The organism is Bradyrhizobium sp. PRIMUS42 (assembly GCF_023006515.1).
Classification (GTDB): Bacteria; Pseudomonadota; Alphaproteobacteria; order Rhizobiales; family Xanthobacteraceae; genus Bradyrhizobium.
Map to the genome: position 1 here is coordinate 1 of NZ_JALBGZ010000505.1, position 4774 is coordinate 4774.

At 64.7% G+C, this 4774-nt stretch carries 8 protein-coding genes; 3 read left to right on the top strand and 5 right to left on the bottom strand.

Going from position 1 to position 4774, the window contains the following annotated elements; all coding sequences use genetic code 11:
* Positions 1 to 163 precede the first annotated feature (163 nt).
* On the bottom strand, positions 164 to 877 hold the full coding sequence (locus MOV75_RS27825; RefSeq protein WP_246922155.1) for a class I SAM-dependent methyltransferase: 714 nt from the start codon (positions 875 to 877) through the stop codon (positions 164 to 166).
* Between the two features lie 379 nt (positions 878 to 1256).
* On the opposite strand from MOV75_RS27825, the gene MOV75_RS27830 reads away from it, so the two are divergent.
* The gene (locus MOV75_RS27830) at positions 1257 to 1460 is read left to right on the top strand and encodes a hypothetical protein (RefSeq protein ID WP_246922132.1); all 204 of its coding nucleotides are present in this window, start codon (positions 1257 to 1259) and stop codon (positions 1458 to 1460) included.
* Positions 1461 to 1463: 3 nt separating this feature from the next.
* Here the strand turns inward: MOV75_RS27830 and MOV75_RS27835 are convergent, their stop codons facing one another.
* A complete protein-coding gene (locus tag MOV75_RS27835; RefSeq protein ID WP_246922135.1) occupies positions 1464 to 1628 on the bottom strand; it encodes a hypothetical protein in 165 nt (54 codons plus the stop codon).
* A gap of 101 nt (positions 1629 to 1729) precedes the next feature.
* On the opposite strand from MOV75_RS27835, the gene MOV75_RS27840 reads away from it, so the two are divergent.
* Together MOV75_RS27840 and MOV75_RS27845 are read left to right on the top strand one after the other, a co-directional pair.
* A complete protein-coding gene (locus MOV75_RS27840) occupies positions 1730 to 2104 on the top strand; it encodes a hypothetical protein (RefSeq protein WP_247006958.1) in 375 nt (124 codons plus the stop codon).
* A 306-nt stretch (positions 2105 to 2410) separates the two neighbouring features.
* Positions 2411 to 2665: a hypothetical protein gene (locus tag MOV75_RS27845; protein ID WP_246922140.1), complete on the top strand. Its 255-nt coding sequence runs from the start codon at positions 2411 to 2413 to the stop codon at positions 2663 to 2665.
* Between the two features lie 27 nt (positions 2666 to 2692).
* Here MOV75_RS27845 and MOV75_RS42755 read toward each other — a convergent pair whose 3' ends face one another.
* From MOV75_RS42755 to MOV75_RS27860, 3 genes are all read right to left on the bottom strand, one after another.
* Positions 2693 to 2935, bottom strand: a complete 243-nt coding sequence (locus tag MOV75_RS42755; protein ID WP_309486798.1) for a DUF6719 family protein — start codon at positions 2933 to 2935, stop codon at positions 2693 to 2695.
* A 256-nt stretch (positions 2936 to 3191) separates the two neighbouring features.
* The gene (locus tag MOV75_RS27855; RefSeq protein WP_246922146.1) at positions 3192 to 3899 is read right to left on the bottom strand and encodes an outer membrane protein; all 708 of its coding nucleotides are present in this window, start codon (positions 3897 to 3899) and stop codon (positions 3192 to 3194) included.
* A 286-nt stretch (positions 3900 to 4185) separates the two neighbouring features.
* Positions 4186 to 4620, bottom strand: a complete 435-nt coding sequence (locus MOV75_RS27860; RefSeq protein ID WP_246922148.1) for a hypothetical protein — start codon at positions 4618 to 4620, stop codon at positions 4186 to 4188.
* Positions 4621 to 4774: the final 154 nt, after the last annotated feature.

Below are 4774 nucleotides of genomic sequence, written 5' to 3' on the forward strand. Positions count from 1 at the left end.
CGTCCTGCTGGGCCAGTGCCGGCGCGCTGCACCAGGCCAACATCGCGGCGAAGACAGCACGTGCTCGCATGGTGGGCTCCGGCGCGTCACCGCGATACGGGATCGCGACACAAGTCTATCGCCGGGGCGATCACGGACGCAATGGACGTTGCGCCCGCAGCGCTCACACGTCCGTGGTCGTGCGGGCGCGATCCGGCAATTCGTCCAGCCGCCACAGCCCGAGGCTCTTGTCGCGCCAGCCGCCATCGCCCTCCTCGCAGCGCTCGTCGATCAACGCGCGCGGCGCCGGCCAATTGAACGGCGCCTTCGTCATGTCGAGCGCGCGCCAGTCACCATCCTCGCAATCGCGGTTGTCCTCCCACTCCGGAAACGTCGTGACGAGCAGGAATTGCGCGCCGCTCTCGCGAAAGCGCGCAATGACGCGGGCGATGTTGTGAAAACTCAGATGCACCAGGCAGTCCCGGCACAGGATCAGATCGGCCCGCGGCAGCGCATCGCGCGTGATATCGGCGACCAGGAATCGGCCGGCCAATTCGCCGCCCGCCACACGCCGGTTGTTGGCCTCGATCAGCGACGGCACAATGTCGGTGCCGATGTAGTCGAGATCGAGCTTGATGCGTCCGATCCAGCCCGCATCGCCGCAGGGCGCATCGAGCAACGAGCGCGCGCCGAGCCGTTGCAGCAACGGCGGAAGCGCCTCCCGGATCGCGGCCGTGGCAGTATCCTCCGAGCCAAGGCCCGACACCGAGCTGGCAGCGCCCCAAAGGTTGGTCCGCTCGATCCGCTCGAAACGCGCAGCGAGATCGAGGCCCGCGAAATTGTCGCGGTCGCCGAGGAAACGCTCGTGAGCGAGCACGGGTGGACGGTTGGCGATCATCGGACGGGACGCGAGTCGATATTCCGGCGCGGGCAGACTATACAGCGAGCGCGTCACATCCGAAATCGCCTGCTCCAGCGTCACGCGGTTCTTCAAGGCAAGGCTCGCCGCCTGACCGGGGCGCGGACGTCACGAGCTGGACCTGAGCTCAGCATGAGCTAACATGCCGTCCAATGCGCTCCACCACGGCCAAAGAGAAAGCCAGGATCGCCGCCGGCGCGGTGACGGCCGTCGTGATGACGGCCGTGCTGTTCGCCATCGCAATGGGATTCCTGCTGGCGCAATAGACAGCATCGGCGCTCCGAATATAGAACCGCTCGGAACCAAGGACGTGCGTTGTCGTTCTCGATCCATGCGCATCCGGGAAGAAAACCGAAACATGTTTCTGCTGGCGACGGTGACACTGTGCTGTAGCGCCTTGGCCGGCACCTTGACGCTGTTCGACCCCGTACTTGAACCTGTTCCTGGGCCTACCCCGGAGAAGCCGGCTGCCGAGAGGGTGGCGATCGACGCGACCGCTCAGACACCGGTTCGGGTGGTCGGCGCGCCGTTCGAGCCCAACATCAACCCGCGCCAGCGATAGCGCTCACCTCGGCGATGTCTCCGTGCCCTCGTCGGGGCGGCCATGGGCACGCGCCAATTCCTCCACGAACGCGATCACCTCCGCCCGCTTGTCGGGCGGCAGCGACAGGAACGCGCGGATGAGCCTCAAGCCCTCCGCTTCGTCCACCCGTTCGTCTTCGGCATCCATCCTCCTAATGTCGGGCGACCGGGAAAAATATGCAATCCCTTGCAAACGACCTTGATTCGACGCAGCCGCTTTGCTGGAATGGGGCACGGCTGAGGTGGACCATGAAGTGGATCAGGGAGCGCGACGCACTGATCGCGCAGACAATGGCCTTTGTTCAATCGGTGACCGGCAAGAAGGATGACGTCCTTCGGCCGGACGCGCCGTCGGAGTCTCCGGCGGCAACCGTCGAGGTCGTCGCAGTCGAGGCCGTCATGGCCGAGATCAAGCCGCCCCAGCCCCCTCCGCAGCCTCAGCCCATCCAGCTTTCGCCGCCGCGGGCGAGCAGCGATTTCCGCACCGAGATGCAGGCCCGCATCGCCAATTTCCGCAAGCATCAGGAGCGGTTCGAGCGCGAGCGCGAGGAATATTGTGCCGAAATCCTGACCAAATTACGCGCCGCCATCCACGACGCCTCCGGCCCACTGGCCAAAAAATAGCGCCTGCCTCCCGGCAGAGGCCTACAGCCAGGACCACACCAGCCAAAGATTGGCCGCGCAGGCGCCGAATAGCGCCAGCGTCAGCGGCAGGAGCATGTGCCCGCAGGAGGTCTTCAGGTCGCTCGTCATGGCGGAAAACATCCGCTGATTCCGCCAAACGAGTCCCGGGGATTCTTTTTTTCGCGATTCAGGACTCGTTAAGGACTCAGAACCACCCGGCAGCGTCGATCACGGCTTCGTGATCGCCTGCCATCCGGAACCCGGCGGCAGATGCGGTCGTTAACGCGCTTTCCGGGAGCGGGAAGAATGCCCTACGCCTTGTTTTGCAACGACGCCCAGATCAGCAAGGCCTATCCGAGCGAATCCGACGTCTGGAAGCTCGCGCACCTGAGCGGCCTGGTCGTGGATGTCAGCGCCGACGAGGACCGTCCCGGGCCGCGCCGGGTGCTCGACAATGAGTACGAGATCAAGCCCTGCCGGGTCGCCCAGGGCGAGGACCCCGCCAAGAACAAGGCCGAGGCCGAGCGCCAGTCCAGGATGGAGCTTGAGCTGAATCCGTGAGGTTCTGCGGCGGATGCCGCAACCTGATCAAGGCGTTGCGGCTGCCAGCGAAGCCTGCTCACCGGCCAGCGCCACACAGGCCTTGCGGCGATGCAGCCCGCGGATGGCACCGGTGACCTTCAGCACCTTGCCCGACGGACAGGACACGTCCTTGACGAAAGCCACCTCGTAAGGTGCCAGCATCAAAGGCTCGGATTTGAGGATTGTCTGTGCAGAGCACGGCAGGCAGACCAAGCACGAGAGCGCCACTGCCGACACCAAGATACGCATGTCCGTCGTCCCACCAGCCCGGTAATTCTCATATAACGCTTTCCGGAGCGCGAGTTCCGTAAGCGGCAAAAATTATTTTTGCTTTACCCCGATCCCATGACGGGCGTGAGAAGGCGCGCGCCGGAATGTTTGCCTGCAAATGACGCGCCAGATGGTTCACACATTGCAAACACAGAGGGCGGGCGAAGGGGGCCGGCGGGCAAACGAAAGGCCGGCAGAGCCGGCCTTTGTCAGAACGTGATCTCGCGGGAGACGGTCAGTAGCGCGAGGCTGCCGGACCGCCCCAGCCGAAGCGGTAGTTCACACCGGCCTTGACGGTATGCTCGTCCTCCCGGCCACGAACGCCTACAATGTCGGCCGGACCGGAGGTGAAGGTGGTGCTGCCGAAATTATAGTACTGGTACTCGGCCTTGGCCGACCAGTTCGGTGCGAACATGTATTCGAGGCCGGCGCCGACGGTGTAGCCGTCCTTGCTGTTGCCGGTCGCGGTGAAGGTCTGCGGCACGCCCGCGACGTTGACGCCCAGGCCGCCATTGCGCCAGGCGTAACCGCCCTTGGCGTAGAGCAGCGTCGGACCCCAGGTGTAGCCGATGCGGCCAGTCACCGACCCGAGCTGGTCGGTGTTGGAGGTCACCTGCGTGCCCAGCGGGAACGTGGCACCGTTGTTGTTGGTCGGCAGCCAGGAATACTGGGCCTCGATACCCACCACCCAGTTGGGCGCGAACTGGTAGTCGAAGCCACCCTGCACGCCGCCCAGGAAGCGGGCGTCGCTGGACTGGAAGCTGCTGTCGCCGGCAAACGCGCCGCCGACATGGCCGCCGATGTAGAAGCCGGTCCAATTGTAAATCACCTGCGGCGGCGTATAGGCCGGCGCCTTGGTATAAGGGCGCGGCTGCATGTCGGCTGCTGCGGCCGATCCGGCCAGCGCGAGCAGAGCGACTGCGCCCAGCAAAATCGATTTCATGGTCATCCCCGTTCTTTCATCTACGACACTCAGGAAACAACGTGGCGTGAATTGGGTTGCTTCGCGGCGATGCCGGAACGTTGATCGTTCGCTACTGTGACGGGGTGGCAACAATGCGATTTTGTTCCGTCCCGCCGCCCTGCGCCGACTGTTTCTGTCGCGCGCGCAAGGCCTGCCGTAACGATTTGTCGCAACCCGAAACCATCCCGTTCAAAGCTCGCCGAAATGTGATCCAGCGGCTCCGGCAATCGCGTTCTAACACCAGGCGATGAAGACGAGCCTTGTGCTACCGCGCCATCTTTTCCAGTTCCGGAAAGGGAGCGTAAACCGCGCCGGCACAGAGCTCGCTGGTCCGGTCGAAGACGCGGTCCGCCCGCCCGTTGACGAAGATCACCGCGCGCTCCCGCATGGCCTTGTAGCTGCCATCGCTCTCGCGCGGGGTGAAATGCAGGCAGCTTACATAGAACTGCCGGCCGCCGACCTCGCGCTGGACCGGGTCGGCCATGCTGGCCTCGCGCACGCCGACGGGGTTGTTCAGATAAGTGCGCATCAGGGCCAGCGTGTCGCTGCGGAAATTGTCGGGAAACGGCTGCGGCCCTCCGGCCTGCGTGCCACCGATGATGGTTGGACGGTCACCATCGCTGCCGAAACAGGCCGCAAGCGCCAGCGGCAAGGCCAGGATCAATGCCAGGCGCACCGTACGTTTCGCCAATCGCCCCACAGGTCACGCTCTCCGCTCGATCAGACTCGGCAGACGTTCTAGCCCCTGGGTTGCGCAAAGGGAATTCGCGTCCGTCGCCCTGCGACGAACGCACCGTCCCGCCGCCGGCGTCTTGCGCTTTCGCGCGAAACGCCGAGACGGCGGGCCGGGCCTG